Origin of the sequence: Micromonospora sp. NPDC049051, assembly GCF_043197575.1 — a bacterium.
In the GTDB taxonomy this organism is placed as follows: Bacteria; Actinomycetota; Actinomycetes; order Mycobacteriales; family Micromonosporaceae; genus Micromonospora.
Genome location: NZ_JBICTL010000013.1, coordinates 1 through 25,816, shown reverse-complemented (window position 1 = coordinate 25,816; position 25,816 = coordinate 1). Strand labels below are relative to the sequence as shown.

Sequence of the window (25,816 nt, the reverse complement as noted above, 5' to 3'; positions counted from 1 at the left end):
AGGGCGACCGTAGTGGCCAACGAGGACAAGCTCCGGGACTACCTGAAGCGGGTCACGGTCGACCTGCAGAAGACCCGGCAGCGCCTGCACGAGGTGGAGGCGTCCGCGCACCAGCCGGTCGCGATCGTCGGCATGGCCTGCCGCTATCCGGGGGGCGTGGCGAGCCCCGAGGACCTGTGGCGGCTGGTGGAGTCCGGCACCGACGCCACCGGCGCCTTCCCGACCGACCGTGGCTGGGACCTGGAGTCGCTCCACGACCCCCGGTCGCTGCGGGAGGGCACCTCCTACACCGCGCGCGGCGGCTTCCTGTACGACGCGGCGGACTTCGACCCGACCTTCTTCGGCATCAGCCCCCGCGAGGCCGTCGGGCTGGACCCCCAGCAGCGGCTGCTGCTCGAGGTCGCGTGGGAGAGCCTGGAGCGGGCCGGCATCGACCCCGCCTCCCTCGCCGGCAGCCCGACCGGCGTCTTCACCGGCCTCATGTACCACGACTACGCGGGCAGCAACAGCTCCGGCAGCGTCGTCTCCGGCCGGGTCGCCTACACGCTGGGGCTGGAGGGGCCGGCGGTCACCGTCGACACCGCCTGCTCGTCGTCGCTCGTGGCGCTGCACCTGGCGATCCAGGCCCTGCGCCGGGGCGACTGCACGCTCGCGCTCGTCGGCGGCGTCTCGGTGATGGCGACGCCACTGACGTTCGTCGAGTTCTCCCGCCAGCGGGGCCTGTCGCCGGACGGGCGGTGCCGCTCGTACTCGGCCGACGCCGACGGCACCGGCTTCGCCGAGGGCGCGGGCGTGCTGCTGGTGGAGCGGCTGTCGGACGCGATCGCGCACGGGCACCGCGTACTGGCGGTCGTCCGGGGCTCCGCCGTCAACCAGGACGGCGCGTCAAACGGGCTGACCGCGCCGAACGGGCCGTCGCAGCAGCGCGTCATCGAGGCGGCGCTGGTCGACGCGGGCCTGTCGACGCGCCAGGTCGACGTGGTCGAGGGGCACGGCACCGGCACGACCCTGGGCGACCCCATCGAGGCGCAGGCGCTGCTCGCCACGTACGGCCAGGACCGCGAGGACCCGCTCTGGCTCGGCTCGGTGAAGTCGAACATCGGGCACACCCAGGCCGCCGCGGGGGTCGCCGGGGTCATCAAGATGGTCGAGGCGATGCGGCGTGGCGTCCTGCCCGCGACGCTGCACGCCGAGCAGCCCTCCGACCAGGTGGACTGGACGGCCGGCAACGTACGGCTGCTGACCGCCGCCACGCCGTGGCCGCAGACGGGGCAGCCGCGCCGGGCGGCGGTCTCCTCGTTCGGGTTCAGCGGCACGAACGCCCACGTGATCGTGGAGCAGGCGCCGGACACCGACGCGCCCGGGCCCGCCTCGGCGCCGGTGACGTCGCTGCTGCTCACCGCCCGCGACGCCGACGCGCTGCGGGACCAGGCGCGGCGGCTGGGCGCCGTCGTGTCGCGGGTGGAACCCGCCGAGCTGGGGTACGCCCTGGCCACCACCCGGACCCGCTTCGCGCACCGGGCCGCGGTGCTCGGCTCGTCCGCCGAGGAACTGGGCGCCGGGCTGGCCGCTCTGGCCCGCGACGAGCAGGCCGCCAACGTGCTCCGTGGCCGGGTCGCCGACGGCCGGATCGCGATGCTCTTCTCCGGGCAGGGCGCGCAGCGGATCGGGATGGGTCGCGGCCTGTACGCGGCGTACCCGGAGTTCGCGGCGGCGTTCGACGAGGTGTGCGCCGCCCTGGACCCGCACCTGGACCGGCCCCTGCGCGACGTCCTCGACACCGAGGCGCTGCACGAGACCGGCTGGACCCAGCCCGCCCTGTTCGCCGTCGAGGTGGCCCTGTACCGGCTGGTCCGGTCCTGGGGCGTCACCCCGTCGGTCCTCGCCGGGCACTCGATCGGCGAGCTGGCCGCCGCGTACGTCGCGGGGGTGTTCCCGCTCGCCGACGCGGCCCGGTTGGTCGCGGCCCGGGGCCGGCTGATGCAGGCGCTGCCGGCCGGCGGGGCGATGCTCGCCGTCCAGGCCACCGAGGACGAGGTCACGCCCCTGCTCGGCGCGGACGTCGACCTGGCCGCCGTCAACGGCCCGGACTCGGTGGTCGTCTCCGGCACCGAGGCGGCGGTGGCGGCGGTGGCCGCGCGGTTCGCCGACCGCCGGACCCGGCGGCTGACCGTCTCGCACGCCTTCCACTCGCCGCTGATGGACCCGATGCTCGCGCGGTTCCGGGAGGTGGCCGAGGCCGTCTCCTACGCGCCGCCGACGATCCCGCTGGTCTCGACGGTCACCGGCGCGCCGGTGGGCGACGAGCTGGCGACGCCCGAGTACTGGGTCGGGCAGGTCCGCGCGACCGTACGCTTCGCCGACGCGGTACGCGCCGCCGCCGCGACCGGTGTGACCACGTTCCTCGAACTGGGCCCCGACTCGGTGCTCGCCACCATGGCGGCGGACTGCCTGGACGGCGACGTGCTGGCCACGCCGGTGCTGCGCCGCGACCGGGACGAGCCGCGTGCCCTGGTGGAGGCGCTGGCCCGGCTGGAGACCCGGGGTGCCGCGGTGGACCCGCGGGCGTTCTACCACCGGTCCGGCCCGTCCCTGGTCGACCTGCCGACGTACCCCTTCCAGCACGAGCGGTTCTGGCAGGACAGCATCGAGCCGGCGACCGCCGGCGGTTCCGGCGACGACGACGGCCTGTGGGCGGCCGTGGACAGCGGCGACCTCGACACCGTGGTCACCACGCTCGACGTGGACCCGCAGGCGCCCCTGGCCTCGGTGCTGCCCGCGCTCTCCGCGTGGCGCAGGGGGCGGCAGGAGCGGTCCACCCTGGACGGCTGGCGCTACCAGGCCCGGTGGGAGCGCCGCCCCGGCGGCACCCCGGCCCCGCTGACCGGCATCTGGCTGCTGGTGGCCGCCGACCCGGCGGTGCGGGGCGACGCGGGCGAGGCGGTGGCCGACGCGCTCACCGCGCACGGCGCCACGGTCGTCCCCACCGACCCGGCCGGCCTGGCGGGCCACCTCGACGGGGAGCTGTCCGGCGTGGTGTCCCTCCTCGCGCTCGACGAGGCGTTCCTGCCCGGGCGCCCCGGCGTCCCGGCGGGCGCCGCCGCCACCCTCGGCCTGATCCGCGCGCTCGCCGGGCGGGACGTACCGCTGTGGTGCCTCACCCGTGGCGCCGTCGCCACCTCCCCGGCCGACCCGGTGACCCAGGTGGCGCAGTCGCAGGTGTGGGGCCTCGGCCGGGTCGCCGCGCTGGAGCTGCCCGACACCTGGGGCGGCCTCGTCGACCTGCCCGCTGAGCTGGACGGACGCACCGCCGCCGCGCTGGCCGGCGTGCTCGCCGGCATCGGGGAGGACCAGGTCGCCGTGCGCCCTGACGGGGTGTTCGTCCGCCGGCTGCACCGCGCGCCGGTGACCGGGGCCCCGCGGTGGCGCGGCGCGTCCGGCACCGTGCTGATCACCGGCGGTACCGGCACCCTCGGCATCGAGGCCGCCCGCCTGTACGCGCGGCACGGCGCCGAGCGGCTCGTCCTGCTGAGCCGGCGCGGCACCGCCCCCGCCGAGGCGCTCGACGAGCTGCGCGGACTGGGCGCGCAGGTCGACGTCGTGGCCTGCGACGTCGCCGACCGGGCGGCCCTGGAGGCGGTCGTCGACGCCTACCCCGGCGTCCGCGCCGTCGTGCACGTGGCGGGGCTGGCGCAGCTGACCGGCATCGTGGACATGGACCTCGCCGAGTACGCCGACGTCGTCTCCGCGAAGGTCGCCGGCGCCACCAACCTCGACGCGATCTTCGCCGAACGGGACCTCGACGAGTTCGTGCTCTTCTCCTCCGTGGCCGGCGTCTGGGGCAGCGGCGGCCAGGCCGCCTACGCCGCCGGCAACGCGCACCTGTGCGCCCTGGCCGAGGCCCGGCGCGGCCGGGGACAGCCGGCCACCGCCCTCGCCTGGGGCCCGTGGGCCGAGAGCACACTGGTGGACGACGAGATCTCGGCCTCGCTGCGCAAGCGGGGCCTGGCGCCGATGGCGCCGGAGCGGGCCGTCGCGGCCATGCGTACCGCCCTGGGGGCCGGGGACACGGACGTCGTGCTCGCCGACGTGGACTGGGCCACCTTCGTGCCGTCGTTCACCGCGCTGCGGCCGAGCCGGCTGTTGGACGCCATTCCCGAGGCCGTCGCCGACGAGGCGCCGACCGGGACGTCCACCTCCTCGGACTTCGCCCGCCGGCTCGCCGACCTGCCCGAGGCGGACCGCCTCGACCACGTCGTCGGGCTGGTCCGCGCGCAGGTCGCGCTCACGCTGGGCTACGCGGGCCCGGAGGCGGTCGAGCCGACCTCGGCGTTCAAGGAGCTGGGCTTCGACTCGGTCACCGCCGTGGAGTTCCGCAACCGGATGGTCGAGGCCACCGGCGTACGGCTCTCCGCGGCCGTCGCCTTCGACTATCCGACCCCGGTCGCGCTGGCCGAGCACCTGCTGGAGACCGGCCGCGCCGAGGTGGTCGTCGGCACCGTCACCGCCGACGAGCCGATCGCCATCGTCGGCATGAGCTGCCGGTTCCCCGGTGGCGTCAGCTCCCCCGAGGAGCTGTGGGCGATGCTGCGCGACGGCCGCGACGGCATGGGCCCGTTCCCCACCGACCGCGGCTGGGACCTCGACGGACTGTTCCACCCCGACCCGGAGCACTCCGGGACCAGCTACGTCCGCGAGGGCGGCTTCCTCGCCGACCTGCCGGGCTTCGACGCGGCGTTCTTCGGCATCAGCCCGCGCGAGGCGGAGGCCATGGACCCGCAGCAGCGGCTGGTGCTGGAGGCGTCCTGGTCGGCCCTCGAGGACGCCGGCATCGACCCGACCACGCTGCGGGGCAGCGCGACCGGCGTGTACGTCGGCGCCAACAACGTCGACTACGCCCGGATCAACGGCGGGGCGGGTACGAGCGCGGAAGGCTTCATGGCCACCGGCAACGCCGCCAGCATCCTCTCCGGCCGGCTGTCGTACGTGCTGGGGCTGGAGGGGCCGGCCGTCACCGTGGACACCGCCTGCTCGTCGTCGCTGGTGGCGATGCACATGGCGGTGCGGGCGCTGCGCTCGGGCGAGTGCGCGATGGCCGTCGCGGGCGGCGTCACCGCCATGTCGACGCCGGGCGCCTTCCTGGAGTTCAGCCGGATGCGCGGGCTCGCCCCGGACGGGCGCTGCAAGGCGTTCGCGGCCGGCGCGGACGGCACCAACTGGGGCGAGGGCATCGGCGTGGTCGTGCTGGAGCGGCTCTCCGACGCGCTCGCCGCCGGCCACGAGGTCCTCGCCGTGGTACGCGGGACCGCCGTCAACCAGGACGGCGCGTCCAACGGCCTCACCGCCCCCAACGGACCCTCACAACAACGGGTCATCCGGCAGGCGCTCGCCGACGCGGGGCTCTCCACCGCCGACGTGGACGTGGTGGAGGCGCACGGCACCGGCACCACGCTGGGCGACCCCATCGAGGTCGACGCGCTCTTCGCCACGTACGGCCGCGACCGCGCCGCCGAGCGCCCGCTCTGGCTCGGCTCGGTCAAGTCGAACATCGGGCACACCCAGGCCGCCGCCGGCGTCGCCGGGGTGATCAAGATGGTGCTCGCGCTGCGCCACGGCGAACTGCCCCGGACCCTGCACGTGGCCGAGCCGACGGCCCACGTCGACTGGTCGGGCGGGGTACGGCTGCTCGCCGAACCGCAGCCGTGGGGCCGCAACGGCCACCCGCGTCGCGGCGGCGTCTCGTCGTTCGGGTTCAGCGGCACCAACGCCCACCTCGTCATCGAGGAGGCACCGGAGGCGCCCGAGGCCGAGCGGACGCCCGACGACGGGCCGGTCGCGCTCGTGCTCTCCGCCCGCTCCGACGGGGCGCTGCGCCGGCAGGCCGCCGACCTCGAGCCGCTCCTGGCCGAGGTGGCGCCCCGCGACCTGGCGTACTCGCTGTCGCTGCGGGCCACCCACCCGCGCCGCGCGGTCGTGGTGGGCGGCGCCGACGAGCTGCGCGCCGGCCTCGCCGCGCTCGCGGCGGGGGAGCCCGCGCCGAACCTGGTCAGCGCAGTGGCCGCCGGCACGGCGGGAAAGGTGGCGTTCTCCTTCCCCGGGCAGGGCTCGCAGTGGATCGGCATGGCCGTGGAGCTGCTCGACACCGCCCCGGTCTTCGCCGCCCGGATGGCCGAGTGCGAGGCCGCGCTGGCGCCGCACGTCAACTGGTCCCTGGAGGCCGTCCTGCGGCAGGGGGAGGAGCTGGACCGGGTGGACGTCGTCCAGCCCGTCCTGTTCGCCGTCATGGTGTCGCTGGCCGAGCTGTGGCGCTCCCACGGGGTCGAGCCCGCCGCCGTGGTGGGGCACTCCCAGGGCGAGATCGCCGCCGCCTGCGTGGCGGGCGCGCTCTCCGTGGCGGACGCGGCCAGGGTCGTCGCCCTGCGCAGCCGCGCGCTGCTGCGGCTGTCCGGCAAGGGCGGCATGGTCTCCGTGCCGCTGCCCGTGGCCGAGGTACGCGACCGGCTGGAGCGCTTCGGCGGCCGGGTGACCGTGGCGACCGTCAACGGGCCGCGCTCGACGGTGGCGGCCGGCGAACTGGACGCCCTCGACGAGCTGCTCGCCGAGTGCCAGCGCGACGGCGTACGCGCCAAGCGCATCGACGTGGACTACGCGTCGCACTCGGCGTACGTGGAGGAGCTGCACGAGGAGCTGCGCGACGTGCTGGCCGGGCTGGCGCCCCGCCGGCCCGAGGTGCCGCTCTACTCCACGGTGGACGACCGCTGGCTGGACGACGTCGCGATGGACGCCGAGTACTGGTACCGCAACCTGCGCCAGACCGTCTGGTACGAGCCCGCCGTCCGGGCCCTGCTCGACGCGGGCGTCACGACGATCGTCGAGGTCAGCCCGCACCCCGTGCTGACTATCGGCGTGCAGGACGTCATCGACGACGCGGAGGCCACCGCCACCGTGGTCGGTTCGCTGCGCCGCGACGAGGGTGGCCTGGCGCGCTTCCTGCTCTCCCTCGGCGAGGCGTACGCGCACGGCGTGCGGCCCAACTGGGGGTTCGCGGACGCCCGCCGGGTCCGGCTGCCCGGCTACCCGTTCCAGCACGAGCGCTACTGGCCGCCTGCCGCGACGGGCACCGCCGACGCGGCCGGGCTGGGCCTCGGCGCCACCGAGCACCCGCTGCTCGGCGCGGCGGTCGCGCTGGCCGACACCGACGGCCTGCTCTTCACCGGTCGTGTCTCGGTGGCCGCCCACCCGTGGCTGGCCGACCACCGGGTCGGCGGGCAGGTGTTCGTGCCCGGCACCGCCCTCGTGGACCTCGCGGTCCGCGCCGGCGACGAGGTCGACTGCGGCCGGGTCGAGGAGCTGACCCTGACCGCGCCGCTGGTGCTGCCCGACAAGGGCGGGGTGCAGGTGCAGCTGCGCGTCGGCACGCCCGACGAGAACGGGCAGCGGCAGCTGACCATCCACAGCCGACCGGACGGGGTCGCCACCGACTCGGCGCCGTGGGTACGCAACGGCGTCGGCCTGCTCGCCCCCGCGGAGCCGGCGGGCGGCTTCGACACCGCCTGGCCCCCGGCGGCCGAGCCCGTCGCGTCCGACGGGTTGTACGCCGCCATGGCCTCGGCCGGCCTCACGTACGGTCCGACGTTCCAGGGCGTACGCCGGGTGTGGCGCCAGGGCGAGGAGGTCTTCGCCGAGGTCGCCCTGCCGACGGACGCCGCCCGGACGGCGGCCGGGTACGGCCTGCACCCGGCGCTGCTCGACGCCGCGCTGCACCCGCTGGCGCTCGTCACCGCGGGCACGGAGGCGCTGCTGCCGTTCGAGTGGAGCGGCGTGACCGTGCACGCCGTCGGCGCGACGGAGTTGCGCGTCCGGCTGCGTCCGCGCGGCCGGAACACGGTCGCGGTGACCGTCGCCGACCAGACGAACAACGTGGTCGCCGAGGTCGAGTCGCTGGTGCTGCGGGAGGCCACCGCCCCGGCGCAGCCGGGCACGCACCACGACGCCCTGTTCCGCCTGGAGTGGACCCCGGTCACCGCGCCGGCCGCCGCGCCGGACGCCCGGTGGGCGGCCCTCGGCGGGTGCACCCTGCCCCGGGACGCCGGTCTCGTCACCGACGCCTACCCGGACCTGGCGGCGCTGCGGGCCGGCGTGGCCGACGGCGCGCCGGTGCCCGCCCTGGTCGCGCTGCCCTGCGCGGCCGGCGCGGGCGACGATCCCGCCGGGGCCGCCCACCGGGTCGTCCACGACACCCTCGCGGTCCTGCGCGAGTGGCTCGACGAGGACCGGTTCGCCGACGCCCGGCTGGTCGTCGTCACCTGGAACGCCGTCAGCGTGCAGGAGGCGGCCGTTGACCTGGCCAGCTCGCCGGTGTGGGGCCTGCTCCGCTCGGCGCAGAGCGAACACCCGGACCGCTTCGTCCTGCTCGACGTCGACGACCGCGAGCCGCACCGGGCGCTCGCGGCGGCGGTCGCGGCCGACGAGCCACAGCTCGCGATCCGCGACGGCGTCGCCCTGGCGCCGCGGCTCGGCCGCGTGGCCGGCAGCCCCGCGCTGGTGCCGCCGTCGGCCGACCGCTGGCGGTTGGACGTCACCGCGCGGGGCACGCTGGACAACCTCGCCCTGCTGCCCGAGGGGGAGGAGCCGCGCCCGCTGGCGCCGGGTCAGGTGCGCATCGCGATGCGGGCCGCAGGCCTGAACTTCCGGGACGTGCTGATCGCCCTCGACATGTACCCCGGCGGCGGCGTGATGGGCGGCGAGGGGGCGGGCGTGGTCGTCGAGGCCGCGCCGGACGTGACCGGCGTCGCGGTCGGCGACCGGGTCATGGGCCTGTTTCACGGCGCCTTCGGCACCGAGGTCGTCACCGACGCGCGGATGGTCGTGCCGGTACCGCCGGGGTGGTCGTTCGCCGTGGCGGCGTCGACCCCCATCGCGTTCTGCACCGCCTACTACGCGCTGGTCGACCTGGCCCAGGTCAAGCCGGGGGAGCGGGTGCTGGTGCACGCCGCGTCCGGCGGCGTCGGCATGGCGGCGGTCCGCCTGGCCCGGCACCTCGGCGCCGAGGTGTACGGCACCGCGAGCACCGGCAAGTGGGACGCGCTGCGCGCGATGGGGCTGCCGGAGACGCACATCGGCAACTCCCGCACGCTGGAGTTCGCGGAGCGGTTCGGCGCGGCCGGTATCGACGTGGTGATCGACTCGCTGGCCAAGGAGTTCGTCGACGCCTCCCTGCGCCTGCTCGGCGGGGGCGGCCGGTTCATCGAGATGGGCAAGACCGACGTGCGGGATCCGCACCGGGTCGCCGAGGACCACCCGGGGGTCGAGTACCAGGCGTTCGACCTGCTCGCCATCGACCCGGAGCGGGTCGGCGCGATCCTGCGCGACGTGCTCGCGCTCTTCGCGCAGGACCGCTTCACCCCGCTGCCGGTGCGCACGTACGACATGCGTCGCGCCCCGGAGGCGTTCCGGACCATGTCCAAGGCCCGGCACGTCGGCAAGCTGGTGCTGACCGTGCCGCCGCGCCGGGATCCCGACGGTACGGTGCTGATCACCGGCGGCACCGGCACGCTCGGCGGCATGCTGGCCCGCCACCTGGTGACCCGGCGCGGGGTGCGGCACCTGCTGCTGACCAGCCGCCGTGGCCCGGACGCCCCGGGCGCCGCCGAGCTGGTGGCGGAGCTGACCGCGTACGGCGCGGAGGTCACCGTCGCGGCCTGCGACACGGCGGACCGCGCGGCGCTGGCCGGGACCCTGGCCCGGGTGCCCGCCGCGCACCCGCTGACCGCCGTGGTGCACACGGCGGGCGTCCTCGACGACGGCCTGGTCACCGCGCTGACCCCCGAGCAGGTCGACGCGGTGCTGCGGCCCAAGGTCGACGCGGCGGTCAACCTGCACGAGCTGACGCTCGACGCCGAGCTGGCCGAGTTCGTCGTGTTCTCCGCGGCGGCCGGCACGATGGGCGGCCCGGGGCAGGGCAACTACGCGGCGGCGAACACGTTCCTGGACGCGCTCGTGGCGCGGCGGCGCGCGGCCGGGCTGCCCGCCCGTTCGCTCGCCTGGGGCCTGTGGAGCGAGGCGAGCGGGATGACCGCGCACCTCGACGCCACCGACCGCGCCCGGATGGCCCGCGTCGGGCTGCTGGAACTGTCCGTGGCGCAGGGCATGGCGCTCTACGACGCGACGGAGCTGATCGACGAGCCGCTGCTGGTGCCGATGCCCGTGGATCCGGCGGCGCTGCGCGAGCTGGGCCGGGCCGGCATGCTGCCCCCGCTGCTGCGGGGCCTGGTGCGGGGGCCGTCCCGGCGGGCCGTGGAGCAGGCGGCGCAGTCGCCCGGCGCCCTGCGGGACCACCTGGCGAGCCAGAGCGGCCCGCAGCGGCGGCACACCGCGCTGGAGTTCGTCAAGGCACAGGCCGCCGCCGTGCTCGGGCACTCCGGCGCGAGCGCGGTGGACGCCGACCGGCCGTTCACCGAGCTGGGCTTCGACTCGCTGACCGCCGTCGAGTTCCGCAACCGGCTGAAGGCGGCCACCGGCCTGAAGCTCTCCGCCACGATGGTCTTCGACCACCCGACCGCCGCGGCGCTCACCGACCACCTGCTGGCCGGGCTGGCCCCGGCCGAGGTGGACCCGGCCGCGGGGCTGCTGGCCGAGCTGGATCGGCTGGAACGCTCGTTCGCGCAGGCCGGCGCGGCGGGCCTGGAGGAGGCGGTCAAGGCACGGATTACCGAACGGTTGCACGCCGTGATGTCGAATTGGCGTGGCAGGTCCGACGTGGACGCCGAACCTGACGGACCGGACGTGGGCCTGGTGCTGAAGACCGCCTCGGCCGACGAGCTGTTGCGGTTCATCGACGACGAACTCGGCGCCGCCTGAACCGTACGCGCTGAGGAGGGCTTACTGATGGCGAACGAGGAACAGCTTGTCGAGTACCTCCGGCGTGTGACGGCCGACCTGCACGAGACGCGGCGCAAGCTGCGGACCGCCACGGAGCGGGAGCCGATCGCCATCGTCGGCATCGGCTGCCGCTTCCCCGGCGGCGTACGCTCCGCCGACGAGTTGTGGGAGCTGGTGTCGTCCGGCGGGGACGGGATCACCGACTTCCCCACCAACCGGGGCTGGGACCTGGACGACCTGTTCGACCCGGACAGCGGCACCGGCACCAGCTACGTACGGCGGGGCGGCTTCATCCCGGACGCCACCGACTTCGACGCGGGCTTCTTCGGCATCAGCCCGCGCGAGGCGCTGGCCATGGACCCGCAGCAGCGGCTGATGCTGGAGACCTCGTGGGAGGCGTTCGAGCACGCCGGGATCGACCCGCACTCGCTGCGGGGCAGCCGGACCGGCGTGTTCGTCGGCGCGAACAGCGTCGAGTACCTGAGCGCCATGCAGAGCGACATGGACGCCCTGATCGGCTACACGATGACGGGCGTCGCGGGCAGCGTCGTGTCCGGCCGGGTGTCGTACGTGCTGGGGCTGGAGGGCCCCGCCGTCACCGTCGACACGGCCTGCTCGTCGTCGCTGGTGGCGGTGCACGTGGCCGCCCACGCGTTGCGCAGCGGTGACTGCGATCTCGCGTTGGCGGGCGGCAGCTGCGTCATCGCCACGCCCGGCACGTTCGTGGAGTTCTCCAGCCAGAAGGGGCTCGCCCCGGACGGCCGGGTGAAGGCCTTCGCCTCGGCGGCGGACGGCACGGCCTTCGGCGAGGGTGTCGGCGTACTCGTGCTGGAGAAGCTGTCGGACGCGCGCCGCAACGGGCACCGCGTCCTGGCCGTGGTGCGCGGCTCGGCGGTGAACCAGGACGGCGCGTCGAACGGCCTCACCGCGCCGAACGGGCCGTCGCAGCAGCGGGTCATCCGCGCCGCGCTGGCCAACGCCGGGCTCACCCCGGCCGACGTGGACGCGGTGGAGGCGCACGGCACGGGCACCACGCTGGGCGACCCGATCGAGGCCCAGTCGCTCATCGCCACCTACGGCCAGGAGCGCGACCGGCCGCTCTGGCTCGGCTCGGTGAAGTCGAACTTCGGGCACACCCAGGCCGCCGCCGGCGTCGCCGGTGTGATCAAGATGGTCATGGCCCTGCGGCACGAGGAACTGCCCCGCACGTTGCACGTCGACAAGCCGTCGCACCACGTGGACTGGACCGACGGCGCGGTCCGGCTGCTCGGCGAGCCGGTGTCCTGGCCGCGTGGCGAGACCCCACGCCGGGCGGGCGTCTCGTCGTTCGGCATCTCGGGCACCAACGCCCACGTGCTGATCGAGGAGCCGCCGGCCGCCGAGGCCCCGCAGACCCCCGCGCCGGCCGAGGGCCCCACCACGTGGGTGCTGTCGGCCCGCACCGAGACGGCGCTGCGCGAGCAGGCGGTCCGGCTGCGCGCCCACCTGGGCGACGACCACGGCGAGCACGACGTCGCGTACGCGCTCGCCAGCACCCGCGCCCGGCTCCCGCACCGCGCCGTCCTCGTCGGGGACCGGGCGGAGCTGACCGCCGCCCTCGACGCGCTGGCCGACGGCGGAGCCGCCCGCAACCTCGTCACGGGGCTCGCCGACGCCGGCGAGCGGACCGCGTTCCTCTTCCCCGGCCAGGGCTCCCAGTGGCTGGGCATGGCCGCCGAACTGCTCGACACCGCACCCGTCTTCGCCGCCCGGATGGCCGAGTGCGCCACCGCCGTGGACCGGCACACCGACTGGTCGCTGCTCGACGTGCTGCGGGGCGTACCGGGCGCCGCCTCCCTGGACCGGGTCGACGTCGTCCAGCCCGCGCTGTTCGCCATGATGGTCTCGCTGGCGGCGCTGTGGCGCTCGCACGGCGTCGAGCCCGCCGCCGTGGTCGGGCACTCGCAGGGCGAGATCGCCGCCGCCTGCGTGGCCGGCGCGCTCAGCCTCGACGACGCCGCTCTCGTGGTGACCCGGCGCAGCCAGCTGATCGCCGTGGACCTCGCCGGGCGGGGCGGCATGGTGTCCGTGTCCGAGCCGGTCGCGAAGGTCGCCCGGCGGCTGCGCCCGGGGCTGTCGGTCGCCGCCGTGAACGGGCCGTCCACCGTGGTCGTCTCGGGTGCCCCCGAGGCGCTCGACGAGCTGCTGGCCGAGTGCGAACGCGACGGGGTCCGGGCGCGACGCATCGACGTCGACTACGCCTCGCACTCCGCGCACGTCGAGTCGATGCGCGACGAGCTGCTCCGCGTCCTCGCCCCCGTCCGGCCCCGCGCCGGCGACGTCCCGCTCTACTCGACCGTCACCGGCGAACTGCTCGACACCGCCGGGATGGACGCCGAGTACTGGTACCGCAACCTGCGGCAGACCGTCGAGTTCGAGCAGACCGTACGCGGCCTCGTCGCCGACGGCATCGACTCCTTCGTCGAGGTCAGCTCGCACCCGGTGCTCGTACCGGCCGTGCAGGACCTGCTCGACGAGGCGGACGGCGGCTCGGTCGTCGGCACGCTGCGCCGCGACGAGGGCGGCCTGCGCCGGTTCCTGCTCTCGCTGGGCCAGGCGCACACCCGGGGCGTACGGCCCGACTGGGCCACGCTGGTCACCGCCCCGGCCCACCCGGTGGCCCTGCCCACGTACGCCTTCCAGCGCCGGACCTACTGGCCCAGCGGGGCGGGCGGCCCGGTCGACGCCACCGGCCTCGGCCTGGGCTCCACCGGCCACCCGCTGCTCGGCGCGACCGTGTCGCTGGCCGGCGCGGACGGGGTGCTGCTCACCGGACGGCTCTCGACCTCGGCGCACCCGTGGCTCGCCGACCACCGGGTGGCGGGCCGGATCCTCCTGCCCGGCACGGCCTTCGTCGAGCTGGCGGTCCGCGCCGGCGACGAGGTGGGCGCCACCGGGATCGAGGAGCTGACGCTCGAGGCGCCCCTGGTGGTGCCGGAGCGCGGCGCCGTGCAGGTCCAGCTCCGCGTCGGCGAGCCCGGCCCGGACGGCGCCCGCCGGCTGACCGTCCACTCGCGGCCCGACGGCGACGGCCCGTGGACCCGGCACGCCACCGGCACCCTGGGCACCGGCACCCCCGGCGCCGACGACCGCGCGGCGGCCCCGGCGGGCGTCTGGCCGCCGGAGGGCGCCGAGGCCCTGGACACCGGCGAGCTGTACGACCGCTTCGCGTCGCTCGACGTGACGTACGGGCCCGCCTTCGCCGGCCTGGGCCCCGTGTGGCGGCGGGGCGACGAGCTGTTCGCCGAGGTAACCGCCCCCGAGGCGGCGAAGGTGGCGGGCTTCGGCCTGCACCCCGCGCTGCTCGACGCGGCGCTGCACCCGCTGGGCCTGGGCGTGTTCACCTCGGACGACGGCGCGGGCGGGCCCTGGCTGCCGTTCGCCTGGCACGGGGTGAGCCTGCACGCCACCGGCGCCGCCCGGCTGCGGGTCACCATCCGGGCGGCGGGCCCGAACGCCGTCGCGGTGACCGTCGCCGACCACGCCGGCGCGCCGGTCGCCACGATCGACGCGCTGGCCGTGCGCCGCCTGCCCGCGGACGCGCTGGCCGACCTGACCAACCCGCGCCACCAGGCGATGCACGTGCTCGACTGGGTGCCGGTCCCGGTGGGCGACGGCGCCGCCACGGTGGCGGTCGTGGGCGGCGAGCTGCCCGGCGCCACCGCGTACGACAGCCTCGCCGCGATCGCCGAGGTCCCCGACTACGTGGTCCTGCCGGTCACCTGCGACGGCGACGACCTGGTCGGGGCGACCTACCGGGCGGTGGAGCGCACCCTCGCCGCCGCCCAGGAGTGGCTCGCCGACGACCGGTTCGCCGCCGCCCGCCTGGTCGTGCTGACCGAGGGGGCCACCGACGCGACGGCGCCCGCGCTCGCCGCCGTGTGGGGCCTGCTGCGCTCGGCCGCGTCCGAGAACCCCGGCCGGTTCGTCCTCGTCGACGTCGCGGGCGGGCAGTGGGCGTCGAACCTGGTGCCCGCGCTGCGTACCGGTGAGCCGCAGCTCGCCCTGCGCGGCGCCGACGTCCTCGTACCGCGCCTCGCCAAGGCGTCCGGGCAGCCGGCGAGCGCACCGGAGATCGGCGGCACCGTCCTCGTCACGGGCGCCTCCGGAACGCTCGGCCGCCTCGTCGCGCGGCACCTCGTCGCGCGGCACGGCGTCCGTCGCCTCGTGCTCGCCGGCCGTCGCGGCATGACCGACGACCTGCGGACGCTGCACGACGAGCTGACCGCCCAGGGCGTGCACGTGACTGTCGCCGCCTGCGACGCCGCCGACCGCGAGGCGCTGGCGGCGCTCGTCGCGGAGCACCCGCCCACGGCGGTCGTGCACACGGCCGGCGTCCTGGACGACGGGATGATCGCCTCGCTCACCCCGGAGCGGGTCGCGACCGCGCTGCGCCCCAAGGTCGACGCGCTCGTCAACCTGCACGAGCTGGTCGGCGACGTGAGCGCCTTCGTCGTCTTCTCCTCGGCCGCGGGCGTCCTCGGCGGCCCCGGCCAGGGCAACTACGCGGCGGCCAACGCCTTCGTCGACGCGTTCGCCGCGTACCGGCGGGCACAGGGCCTGCCCGCCGTGTCGCTGGCCTGGGGCATGTGGGCGCAGCGCACCGGTCTCACGGGCGCCCTCGACGACGCCGACCTCGCCCGGATGCGGCGCTCCGGCGTACGGCCGCTCTCCACCGAGGACGGCCTCGCGCTGTTCGACGAGGCGCTCGGCGCCCCGGAGGCCGCCCTCGTGCCGATCCACCTGGACCTCGGCGCGCTGCGGGAGCAGGCGACCGGCGGGGTGCTGCCCACGGTGCTGCGCGGCCTGGTCCGCACCCCGGCGCGCCGCCAGGTCTCCGCCGACGCCGCGGCGGCCTCCGACCTGCTCGCGAACCTCGCCGGCCGGGGCCCGGCCGAGCGCCGCAAGGAGCTGGTCGACATCGTCCGTACGCAGGTCGCGGTCGTGCTCGGGCACGGCGGCGCCGAGGCGGTCGGCGCGACGAAGGCCTTCAAGGAGCTGGGCTTCGACTCGCTGACCGCCGTCGAGTTCCGCAACCGCCTGAACGCGGCGGTCGGCCTGCGGCTGCCCGTCACGCTGGTCTTCGACTACCCGAATCCGACGGCGCTGGCCGAGCACCTGGACGCGGAGCTGTTCGCCGGCGGGCCGGCCGCCGCCGTGGTCGTGGCCACGTCCGACGGCACCGACGACCCGATCGCGATCGTCGGCATGGGGTGCCGTTTCCCCGGCGGCGCCACCTCCCCGGAGAAGCTGTGGGACCTGGTCGCGCAGGGCGTCGACGCGGTGGCCGGATTCCCGACCGACCGGGGCTGGGACCTCGACCACCTCGTCGACCCGGACCCGGACAAGCCCGGCCGCACCTACTGCGGCGAGGGCGCGTTCCTGTACGACGCGGCCTGGTTCGACGCCGAGTTCTTCGGCATCTCCCGACGCGAGGCCCTCGCCATGGACCCGCAGCAGCGGCTTTTCCTGGAGACCTCGTGGGAGGCGGTCGAGCGCGCCGGCATCGACCCCGCCACCCTGCGCGGCAGCCGCACCGGGGTTTTCGCCGGCCTCATGTACCACGACTACAGCGCGCACCTGCAACACCTGCCCGCCGAGTTGGACGGCTTCATCGGCACCGGCGTCGCCGGCGGCGTGGTCTCGGGCCGGGTGTCGTACGCGCTGGGCCTGGAGGGGCCGGCGGTCACCGTCGACACCGCCTGCTCGTCGTCGCTGGTCACCCTGCACCTGGCCGCCCAGTCGCTGCGCCGGGGCGAGTGCGCGTTGGCCCTGGCCGGTGGCGTGACGGTGCTCGCCACGCCCAACGCGTTCATCGACTTCAGCCGCCAGCGGGCCCTCGCGCCGGACGGCCGGTGCAAGTCCTTCGCGGCCGGCGCCGACGGCACCGGCTGGGGCGAGGGCGTCGGGGTGCTGGTGCTCGAACGGCTCTCCGACGCGCGCCGCAACGGCCACCCGGTGCTCGCCGTCGTACGCAGCACGGCCGTCAACCAGGACGGCGCGAGCAACGGCATGACCGCCCCGAACGGCCCCTCCCAGCAGCGCCTGGTCAACCAGGCGCTCGCCGACGCGGGGCTGCGACCGGTCGACGTGGACGCCGTCGAGGCGCACGGCACCGGCACCACCCTGGGCGACCCGATCGAGGCCCGGTCGCTCATCGCGACGTACGGCCGCGACCGGGGCGAGCACCCGCTCTGGGTCGGCTCGATCAAGTCGAACATCGGGCACACCCAGGCGGCGGCCGGCGTGGCCGGCGTGATCAAGATGGTGGAGGCGATGCGGCACGGCGTGCTGCCGCAGACACTGCACGTCGACGCGCCGTCGCCGCACGTGGACTGGGCGGACGGGGCCGTGCGGCTGCTGACCGGGGCGGTGCCCTGGCCGGAGACGGGACGCCCGCGCCGCGCCGGCGTCTCCTCGTTCGGCATCTCCGGCACCAACGCGCACGCGATCATCGAGCAGGCGCCCGAGGCGGTCGTGGTGGACTCGACCGCCGAGGTGCCGGTGGTGCCCCTGCTGCTGTCCGGCCGGGACCAGGCCGCGCTACGGGACCAGGCGGCCCGGCTCGCCGCCCACCTCACCGGGGACGCGTCCGCCGTGGACGTCGGATTCTCGCTCGCCACCACCCGTACCGCCCAGCGGCACCGGGCGGCCGTGCTCGGCCGGGACCTGGCCGAGCTGCGCGCCGGCCTCTCCGCGCTGGCCCGGGGCGAGCACGCCCCCGGTGCGGTCGGCGGGGTCGCCGACACCGCCGGGGCGACCGCCGTGGTCTTCACCGGGCAGGGTTCGCAGCGGGTGGGGATGGCGGCGGAGTTGTTGTCCTTTCCGGTGTTCGCGCGGGCGTTCGGCGAGGTGTGTGCGGAGCTTGACCGGCATCTGGAGCGGCCGTTGCGGGGGGTGCTCGGCTCTGAGGAGGTGCATCTGACGGGGTGGGCGCAGCCGGCGTTGTTCGCGGTGGAGGTGGCGCTGTTCCGGTTGTTCGAGTCGTGGGGGGTGCGGCCGGACTTCGTGGCGGGGCACTCGATCGGCGAGTTGGCGGCGGCGCACGTGGCGGACGTCCTCACCCTGCCGGACGCCGCCCGGCTGGTCGCCGCCCGTGGTCGGCTGATGCAGGCGCTGCCGGCCGGTGGTGCGATGGTGGCCGTACGCGCCACGGAGGACGAGGTGGCGCCGCTGCTCTCGGGCGACGTGGCGATCGCGGCGGTGAACGGGCCGGATTCGGTGGTGCTCTCCGGCGACGAGGCCGCCACCCTGGCGATCGCCGACGAGTTGGCCCGTACCGGGCGCAAGACCAGGCGGCTGACCGTGTCGCACGCGTTCCACTCGCCGCTGATGGACCCCATGCTCGACGAGTTCCGCGCGGTCGCCGAGTCCGTCACCCACCGGCCTCCGGCGATCCCCGTGCTCTCCACGGTCACCGGCGAGCCCGCCGAACTGACGCCCGAGTACTGGGTGCGTCAGGTACGGGCGACGGTGCGCTTCGCCGCGGCGGTCGAGGCGCTGGCGGCACGCGGCGTACGCACCTTCCTCGAACTGGGTCCCGACGCGGTGCTCACGGCGCTGGGCCGCGAGTGCGTGGCGGACGCCGAATTCGTCCCCGCCCAGCGCGCCGACCGGGACGCGCCGCTGGTGGCGACCGAGGCGCTGGCCCGACTGCACAGCCGTGGGGTACCCGTCGACTGGGCGGCCTTCTTCGCCGGCGCGCGCCGGGTCGACCTGCCCACATACGCCTTCCAGCGCACCCGCCTGTGGCCCGACGCCCCCGCCGTCGCCGCGCCGGGCGACGACTTCTGGGCCGCCGTCGAGCGCGACGACCTGGGCGCCCTGCTGGGCCTGGACGACACCGCGTCCCTGAAGGACGTCATGGTGGCCCTGTCGTCGTGGCGACGCGGGCCCGCGCCGGGCTACCAGCTGCGCTGGTCCGCGGTCACGGAGCTACCGGTGGCGGCGTTGCAGGGCGTCTGGCTCGTGCCGGCGGACGCCGGCCGGATCGCCGAGGCACTGGCCCGGCACGGCGCCGACGTGCGCGGTTACCGCGACGCCACGACTGCCGAGCTGCTCGACCTGGCGCCGGACCACGTGGTGACGGGGGTGCTGACGACCCCCGGCGGCCCCGCACCGGCCGCGCTGGTCCGGGCGCTGGACGAGGCGCGCATCGACACCCGGGTGTGGAGCCTGACCCGGGGCGCGGTCGCGGTCACCGCCGCCGAGCGGGTCACCGACCTGGCCGGGGCAGCGGTGTGGGGCTTCGGCCGGGCAGCCGCCGTGGCCACGCCCCGCGCCTGGGGCGGGGTCGTCGACCTGCCGGAGGAACTCGACGAACGGTCGCTGACCGCCCTGTGCCGCGTGCTCACCCGGGGTGCGGACGAGGACCAGGTGGCGCTGCGCCCGGCGGGAGTCTTCGCCCGCCGGCTCGTCGGGGCCACCGCGCCGACCGGTGAGCCGTGGCGGCCGACCGGCACGGTGGCGCTGCACGGCGGGCCCGAGGCGGCCCGGATCGCCGCCCTGCTGGAGGCGGCGGGCGCGACGGTCACCACGGGCACCGCCGAGACGGTGGTCGTGACCAGCGAGGTCGACGACCCGGTCGCCACCGCCCTCGCCGCCACGGCGCAGCGGCTCGTGCTCGTGTACACGGTCGACGAGCTGTTCGGAGTCGCCGGCGCCGTCGAGACGGCAGCCGTGTTCGACGCGATCGCCCAGCAGCGCGCCGGGGCGGTGTCGATCGCGGTCGGCCCCGACCTCACCGTCGAGCAGCTCGGCGCGGCGGTGGGCGCGGGAGCGGTCGGCCGGGTCGCCGCCGCCATGGACTGGGCCTCGTTCGTGCCCGACTACACCCGGTACCGGCCGAGCCCGCTGCTGCGGGAGCTGCCGGACGCGACGCGGCACCTCACCGGGACCGCCGACGACACGCTCGACATCGACAGCCCCGACGAACTGCGCAGGCTGCTCGACGGTGCCGACGAGGCCGAGAGCCGCGCGGTGCTGTCCCGGGTGGTACTGGCCCAGACCGCGTACACGCTCGGTCTGCCGTCGGCCGCCACGGTCGACGAGGAGCAGGAGTTCCTCGACATCGGCTTCTCCTCGCTCACCGCCGTGGAGCTGCGGCGTCGGCTCGAGACCCTCACCGGGCTGGAGCTGACGGCCGCGCTCGTCTACGACCACCCGACTCCTGCCGAGGTGGTCGAGGAGCTGCTCGCCCAGCGGGCCCTCGTCGCCTAGCAGACCCACGACGAGCCGCGGCCCCTTCGCCACCCCCCTTCGGAAGGAAGCCCCCATGAGCAAGTCCGCTCGGATGAGCACCCTGATCAAGCCGCCCAAGATGGCGTGGAACCCGACGGAGCGTCGGCTGCTGCGCGCGGCCGGCATCGCCGACCTGCGCGACCTCGCCCGCAGGGCCGTACCCCGGATGGTGTTCGACTACTGCGACGGGGCGGCGGACAGCGAACGCAGCCTCAGCCGCGCCCGTGAGACGTTCGCCAACATCGAGTTCCAGCCGTCGGTGCTGCGCGACGTGTCCAACCTGGACACCAGCCGGACGGTGCTCGGCAAGCGGCAGAACCTCCCGTTCGCCCTGGCCCCGGTCGGGTTCAACCGGGTGATGCATGCCGACGGTGAGCCCGCGGTCGCCTCGGTCGCGCAGCAGTTCGGCATCCCGTACTCGGTCTCCACCCTGGCCACCACGTCGCTGGCGGACGTCGCCGCCGCCGCGCCGGAGGGCCGGCACTGGTTCCAGCTGTACTTCGCCGAGGACCGGGCGATGGTCAAGGAACTGCTCGCCCTCGCGGAGGAGGCGAAGTTCGACACCATCCTGCTGACCCTGGACACGCCGATCTCCGTACCGCGCCGGCGCGACATCCGCAACGGGCTCACCATCCCGCCGTCGATGAGCGTCGCCACCTTCGCCGAGGCGTTCCTGCACCCGGGCTGGTGGGCCCGGCAGTGGGGGGCCGGCACCCCGTCCCCGCAGGTGCTCAAGGCCACCGGCGGGTCCGCCTCCGACATGATCAAGCGGGTGTTCAACCCGCGGCTGTGCATCGAGGACGTCGAGTGGCTGCGCGGCGCGTGGTCGGGCAAGCTCGTCGCCAAGGGCGTGCAGAGCGTTGCCGACGCCAAGCGGGTCGCGGCCGTCGGCGTCGACGGGGTGTGGCTGTCCACGCACGGCGGTCGCAAGCTCGACCGCGCGCCGGTGCCCGTCGAGCTGCTGCCGAATGTGGTCGACGAGGTCGGCGACCGGGTCGAGGTGCTCGTGGACACGGGCATCACCTCGGGCGCGGACATCGTGGCGGCGATCGCGTTGGGCGCCACCGCCGCCGTGGTCGGCAGGGCCTACCAGTACGGGCTGATGGCCGGCGGCCGGCGCGGCGTGGTGCGGGCCATGGAGATCCTCAGCAGGGAGATCGAGGTCACCATGAAGCTCCTCGGCGTCTCCTCGGTGAGCGAGCTGAACCGTTCACACGTGAAGTTCCGCTGATTCCCTCTTTGAAGACTTCGTCATTGTCGGACTGTCGTATGTCGGCGCGTACGTGGAGGTATTTGTGGCACGCATGGCCGGGAATGGTCACTGCCGTTCGTTCAACGGGGACGGGAGGATGGACGTCATGGTCCGCGACGACGTCACGGGCGAACTGCTGGTCTTCCCGCACAGTGGCAGCTTCCGTGGTAGTGAGACCTTCGGCGAACCGGAGCTGATCAGCACCGGCTTCCACCCGCAACGGAACCACGGACTGGTCCGTACGATCGACGTCAACGGCAACGGCTACGCCGACGTCATCGGCCTGAGCATGCGGCCGGTGAACGAGACCCACGGGATCTTCCTCTATCCGAACCGGGGCGGGCTCAACGGCCTCGACACCCTCGGCGAGCCGATCCGGATCTCCGGCGCGCGGGACGACAAGAAGTGGGAGACCCTCGGCATCGCGGACGTCGACCTGGACGGCTGCGACGACATGTTCGGCCGCGAGCAGGACGCGGGCCACGTCGACGCGTTCTTCAACCAGCGCGAGGTCAAGCAGAACGAGACGTACGACCGCACCGCGCACCGCCTGGTGACCGTCGACGTCGACGACTTCCCGCTCGCGATGGCCGACGTCACCGGCACCGGCCGGCCCGACCTCCTGGTCCGTCGCGCCAACGGCGACCTCGACCTGTACGAGTTCGCGCACGACACCTCCGGCGAGGGCCCGTGGTGGCGCGGCGAGGGCCGCTGGTTCACGCTCGCCCGGGGCTGGCAGGAGTACGACATCATCACGGTGACCGACATCGACCTCGACGGTCGGCCGGACCTGATGGGCCTGCGCCCCGACGGAACCCTCGTCGTCCACCTGCACAACGGCACGTTCGACCCGGACCGGCCCTTCGCGACGCTGTCCGCGCCGGAGGTCGTCGCGACCGGCTGGCAGAAGTACTCGGTGGTGAGCTGACATGCGTCGGCTCGCACCACAGCCGGGCGACCCGCCGAGCGCGGCCCGGCGACCCGACACGACGGATCGACGAGAGGAGCAGCGGTGAGCGCGAACGGAGCAGGCGACCAGGGCGAATGGCGGGTCGCGGTGGATCAGGTCCGATGCATCAGTTCGGGGTTCTGTGTCGGCAGCGCGCCGGACCATTTCGCGATGGACCTCGTCTCCCGACCGCTGGCCGACGTGGTGGCGCCGTCGGACCGGGTGATCGAGGCCGCCGAGTTCTGCCCGGTGGAGGCCATCTCGGTGATCGACGCGAAGGACGGGACGCGGATCGCCCCGGGGCGGTGACGACGGGCCCGCCGGGCGGACGACCGTCCGGCGGGCCGACACCCGTCACGGGCCGCCGTAGGCGGCCCATTTTTCGTTTCCGGTAGCGGTCCGCCGCGTGCCGCGGCGGGTCGCGGCCCGGTCCGGGTCGGTCGGCGGGGTACGGCCTTCTCCGGGCCGGTCGGCGGGCAGCGTCCCGGTGCATCGTCAGGTCGGTGTCGAGCTGCCCGCACATCTGGGGCAGGGCGGCCCGAGCCGGTCGGCCTGCACGTCCGACGCCCAAGAGTCACCGGCCGGGGCCGGGAACGTGCGCCCCCGGCCCCAGCCAGGACCACGGCCTCCGCCACGGCCCTCGTGGCGGTTCAGACGTTGTCGAGTTCGTTGTCGAGGATGTCGAACAGGTCGTCGGCCGTGACGGAGGCGAGGTCCGCGCGCTCGGTCGGCGCCGGCTGGGACTTGTCCCGCCACTTGGTCAGGAGCCGCTGCAAGGCTGTGGCGATCTCCGTGTCGGCGGCGTCCGCCGTCTCCACCTCGTCCAGCGTCGCCTCCAGCCGGGCGATGCCGTCGGCCAGCGTACGCAGCCGCAGCTTCGCCGGGTTGCCGCCCAGTTCCTCGATCAGGTGCTCGACGAGCGCCGCAGGCGTGGGATGGTCGAACGTGAGCGTCGCCGGCATCCGCAGCCCGGTGGCCTGGTTGAGCCGGTTGCGCAGCTCCACCGCCGTCAGCGAGTCGAAGCCCAACTGCTTGAACGCCTGGTCCGCCGCGATGGACTCCACCGAATCGTGGGCCAGCACCGAGGCCACGTTCGTGCGTACCAGGTTGAGCAGCACGTCGCGCTGTTCCGGCTCGGTGAGCCCGGCGAGGCGGCGGGAGATCGGCACCGAGGTGCCCGCCGAGGTGGTGCGGCGGGGACGGGTGAAGGAGCGCAGTGGGGGCGGCGCCGTCGTACTCGTGCGCAGGGCGGCCACGTCCAGCTTGATCGGGACCAGGCACGGCTCGTCCGTGCGGCAGGCCGCGTCGAACAGGGCGAGCCCTTCCTCGACGGAGTGCGCCAACACCCCACCGCGGCCGATGCGGGCCAGATCCGCGCCGGTCAGGTGCCCGGTCATCGCCCCACCGTCCGTGGCCCACAGGCCCCAGGCGAGCGACGTCGCCGCGAGGCCGGCCGCCCGGCGGTACGTGGCCAGCGCGTCCAGGTAGGCGTTCGCCGCCGCGTAGTTCGCCTGGCCGGCCGTGCCCAGGATCCCGGTCGCCGAGGAGAACAGCGCGAACAACTCGACGTCGCCCGCCAGCTCGTGCAGGTTGAGCGCAGCGTCGACCTTCGCCCGCAGTACCGCGTCGACCCGTTCCGGCGTGAGCGACTCGATCGTCGCGTCGTCCAGCACACCCGCGGCGTGCACGACGCCGACCAGGTCGGGCAGGGACGCCAGCAGTTCCGACAGCGCCGTACGGTCGGCGGCGTCGCAGGCGGCGACCGTGATCCTGGCGCCCAGCGACTCCAGCTCCGCCGTCAGCTCCGCCGCGCCCGGCGCGGTCGGACCCCGGCGGGAGGCCAGCACGAGGTGCCGCGCACCGTGCGTCGTGACGAGGTGGCGGGCCAGCGCGGCGCCCAGGGTGCCCGTGCCGCCGGTGACGAGCACGGCGCCGGCCGGGTCGAACAGGGCACGCTCCGGGCCGCCCGTCTGCGTCGCGAGCCTCGGCACGGTCAGCACACCGCCGCGTACGGCGACCTGCGGTTCCCCGGTCGCGACCGCCGCGCCGACGAGAGCCGGGTCGTCGGTGTCGACGAGGACGAAGCGGTCCGGGTGCTCGGTCTGCGCGGAGCGGACCAGACCCCAGACCGCCGCGCCCGCCGGGTTGGTGCCGTCGGTGGCTCCCTGTGACACGAACACCAGCGGGGAACGGTCCCCGGGCAGCCACTCCTGGATCGCCGCGAGGGCCTGCCGCACGGCGCGGCGTACCGCCTCGGCGTCCGTACCGGCTCCCACCTGGAACACGTCGTCGGCGCCGGTGGGAGCCGCGGGCGTGGGTACGGGCACCCAGTCCAGCCGGTGCAGCCCGTTCGGGCCGGCGGAGGCGTGCAGCTGGTCGGCCGTCACCGGCCGCGCGACCAGGGACTCGACCGTGGCCACCGGCATCCCGGTGCCGTCGGCGAGCGCCAGGGCGTACGCGTCGCCGGCGGTGGGGGTGAGTCGTACCCGCAGCGTCGTCGCTCCGGTGGCCAGCACCCGTACGCCCTGCCAGCTGAACGGCAGGCGCAGCGGACCGTCGGTGCCGGACGCCAGGAACAGCGGGTGCAGCGCCGCGTCCAGCAGCGCCGGGTGCAGCCCGTAGCGGCCAGCCGGCGCGTCGGCGGGGAGCACGACCTCGCCGAACAGCTCGTCGCCGCGACGCCAGGCCGCCACCAGCCCCCGGTACGCGGGTCCGTAGTCGACGCCGAGCTCGGCAACCCGGTCGTAGAGGTCCTCGACCGGTGCGGGTACGGCGTCGGCGGGCGGCCACTCACCGGGCCAGCCGGCGTCGGGCTCCCCGGCGGCGTCGAGCAGGCCGCTCGCGTGCTGCGTCCACGGCTCGCCGTCCGGCGCGTCCGCACGCCGGGAGTGCACCCGCAGCGGCCGTCGTCCGGAGTCGTCGGGATCCCCGATCTCCACCTGTATCCGCACGGCACCGTCGGTCGGCAACACCAGCGGGGCGTGCAGCGTCAGCTCCTCGACGAGGTCGAGGCCGACGTGCTCGGCGGCCCGCCGGGCCAGTTCGACGAACGCGGCGCCGGGGAGGAGAACGGTGCCCAGGACGGCGTGGTCGGCGAGCCACGGCTGCTCGCGCAGGGACAGCCGTCCGGTGAGGACGGTCCGCTCCGAGCCGGCGAGCCCCAGCACCGCGCCGAGCAGCGGGTGGTCGGCGGCGCCGAGCCCGAGCCCGCCGGCGTCGGCGGGAGCGTCATCGGTGAGCAGCCAGTACCGCTGGTGTTGGAACGGGTACGTCGGCAGCTCGACCGGCCGTGCCCCGGCGAGGTAGGCGTCGGGGTCGGGGGCGGTGCCGGTGGTGAAGAGCTGCCCGATGGCTCTGGCCAGGGTGTGGGTTTCTGGTTTGTTGCGGTGGGTGGTGGCGATGGCGGTGGTGGTGTCGCCGGTGGCGGCGGTGGTGAGGACGGTGTCGGGGCCGAT

The 25,816-nt window shown here is 75.4% G+C and carries 4 protein-coding genes and 2 pseudogenes; 5 read left to right on the top strand and 1 reads right to left on the bottom strand.

Features of this window, described 5'->3' with window-relative positions:
• From ACGFIR_RS30485 to ACGFIR_RS30465, 5 genes and pseudogenes are all read left to right on the top strand, one after another.
• Window positions 1–10,860: pseudogene (locus ACGFIR_RS30485) on the top strand (type I polyketide synthase); the annotation flags it as partial.
• A 66-nt stretch (window positions 10,861–10,926) separates the two neighbouring features.
• Window positions 10,927–20,097 (top strand): annotated as a pseudogene (locus ACGFIR_RS30480) (type I polyketide synthase); the annotation flags it as partial.
• 97 nt (window positions 20,098–20,194) lie between these two features.
• Window positions 20,195–21,391 carry an alpha-hydroxy-acid oxidizing protein gene (locus ACGFIR_RS30475; protein WP_393148768.1) on the top strand — a complete coding sequence of 399 codons (1,197 nt, stop codon included), beginning with the start codon at window positions 20,195–20,197 and terminating at the stop codon, window positions 21,389–21,391.
• A gap of 73 nt (window positions 21,392–21,464) precedes the next feature.
• Window positions 21,465–22,340: an FG-GAP repeat domain-containing protein gene (locus ACGFIR_RS30470; RefSeq protein WP_393008483.1), complete on the top strand. Its 876-nt coding sequence runs from the start codon at window positions 21,465–21,467 to the stop codon at window positions 22,338–22,340.
• Window positions 22,341–22,424: 84 nt separating this feature from the next.
• A complete protein-coding gene (locus ACGFIR_RS30465; protein WP_393148766.1) occupies window positions 22,425–22,670 on the top strand; it encodes a ferredoxin in 246 nt (81 codons plus the stop codon).
• Window positions 22,671–23,011: 341 nt separating this feature from the next.
• Here ACGFIR_RS30465 and ACGFIR_RS30460 read toward each other — a convergent pair.
• A partial coding sequence (locus tag ACGFIR_RS30460) for a type I polyketide synthase (RefSeq protein WP_393148764.1) occupies window positions 23,012–25,816 on the bottom strand: 2,805 nt, incomplete at its 5' end.

Excerpts from the sequence above, each read along its gene's own strand:
- ACGFIR_RS30475 (WP_393148768.1), top strand. The coding sequence starts at position 20,195 with ATGAGCAAGTCCGCTCGGATGAGCACCCTGATCAAGCCGCCCAAGATG.
- ACGFIR_RS30470 (WP_393008483.1), top strand. The coding sequence starts at position 21,465 with ATGGCCGGGAATGGTCACTGCCGTTCGTTCAACGGGGACGGGAGGATG.